This window comes from Corallococcus sp. AB049A, assembly GCF_003668885.1.
Lineage (GTDB): Bacteria > Myxococcota > Myxococcia > Myxococcales > Myxococcaceae > Corallococcus > Corallococcus interemptor.
In genome coordinates this window covers 1-1,562 of the sequence record NZ_RAWL01000782.1, presented here as the reverse complement: position 1 = coordinate 1,562, position 1,562 = coordinate 1, and the positions used below count along the sequence as shown (strand labels likewise).

1 protein-coding gene is annotated in these 1,562 nt (G+C 73.5%); it reads right to left on the bottom strand.

Going from position 1 to position 1,562, the window contains the following annotated elements:
* The coding region (locus D7X55_RS43785) for a hypothetical protein (RefSeq protein WP_158626494.1) at positions 1–1,516 on the bottom strand (1,516 nt) is incomplete at its 3' end.
* Positions 1,517–1,562: the final 46 nt, after the last annotated feature.

Here is a 1,562-nt window from a genome sequence, read left to right as displayed (position 1 = left end):
GCCCCATCGTGTCCCCGGCGATGGACAGGCCGGTGCCCACGTTGCCCTTGCCGTCCGCGATCTCCTTGCCCTGCACCACCAGGTCCAGCGCGGCCCCGATGGCACCCAGGCCGCCCGCGAACTTCGCGGCCACCAGCGCGCCGCCAGACTTGTTCGCCGCGCTCAGCGCGGTGCTCGTGAGGCTGGTCAGCTGCTGCGCGGAGAACGTCCCCGCCCACAGCGTGCCCAGCGCGTCCTGCGCCTTCGCGGACTGCTTCGTCTGGAGGATGCCCATCACCAGGCCCGCCGCCGCGAACCCCGGGCCCCACCTGGGCGAGCTGGCCTCCAGGTTCCGCAGCGTCGACAGGCCCGTCTGGGAGCGCCCCGCCGCCAGGTCGCGCAGGCCCGTGAGCCCCGTGCGCATCGCCTCCGGCAGCTTCTTGAAGTTGGCCTGGAGGTCCGCGCCCGCGCCCCCGGCCTGCTGTCCCAGGTAGCCCTGGGTCAACACGTTCTGGAGGTGGTCCACCGCCTGCGCGGGCGTGGCGTTGGGGAACTTCTCGTAGAAGCTCACCAGCGCGCCGGACACGGCCTTCTCCCGCACGGTGTCCAGCGGCAGCGTTTTCATGAAGGGCGCGAACGCGGAGCCGGGCGCCTCCATCTTCGCGGCCCACCCCAGCGCCGCGGACGCGCTCTTGGACTGGGCCAGCGCCGTGTACGCCGCCTGGATGGACCGGGCGTGCGCGGAGCCATCCGGCCCCCGCAGGGCCTGCTCCAGCTGGGGCGCGTTGTTCGCGAGCGTGGTCTCCAGCTTCTTCGCCGTCGCGTCGAAGCGGGTGTAGTCGCCCCCGTGCAGCTTGCGGAACTCCTCGATGTACGCGCGCTGCTGCGTGTCCGTGAGGTACGGCCCGAAGGACGCGATGTCCCCCGCCAGCCGCTGCTCCAGCGCGTCGCGCTCCGCCAGCGCCGCCGTGTACGCCTGCTCCGCGGCCTGCACCTCGGCCACCGCCGTGTCCAGCTTCGCGTCCACGGCCGCGCCCGCCTTGCCCAGGCAGGACACCAGCACGTCCCGGTCCGCGGGCTGCAGGTGGCCCCGCTTCGCCGCCGCCTCCAGCGCGGGCTTCATCGTCGTGAGGCTCGCCTGCTTCGCGACGGTCTCCAGCGCGCAGTCCGCCACGCGCCCCGTGCCCACGGAGGTGATGCCCGGCGGGCGCGGCGGCGGGTTGGGCACCGCCTCCTTCACGCCGTGCGCGAAGTCCTTCGTCAGCGCGTCCTCCAGCGTCCGCGTGGGCGTGGCCTGCAACAAATCAATCAGCTTCGCCTGGAGCGCGGGGTTGCCCGCCGCCTTCTCCAGCGCCGCGTTCGCCGCGCCGGTGACGTTGCGCGCCTGCGCGTACCCCTGCGTCAGCAGCGTCCACGCCTCCGCCACGTCCACCGTGGAGCCGCTGTCCGCCACCGCCTGCGTGGCCGAGACACTGCTCGAGGAAGCCGTCGCGCTGTACCCCAAGAGGTCCGGCCCCTTGCGCGGCTTGCTCGCCACGAAGGCGTCTTTCAGCTCGGGCGGCTCGGGCGGCGGAGGTGGAGGC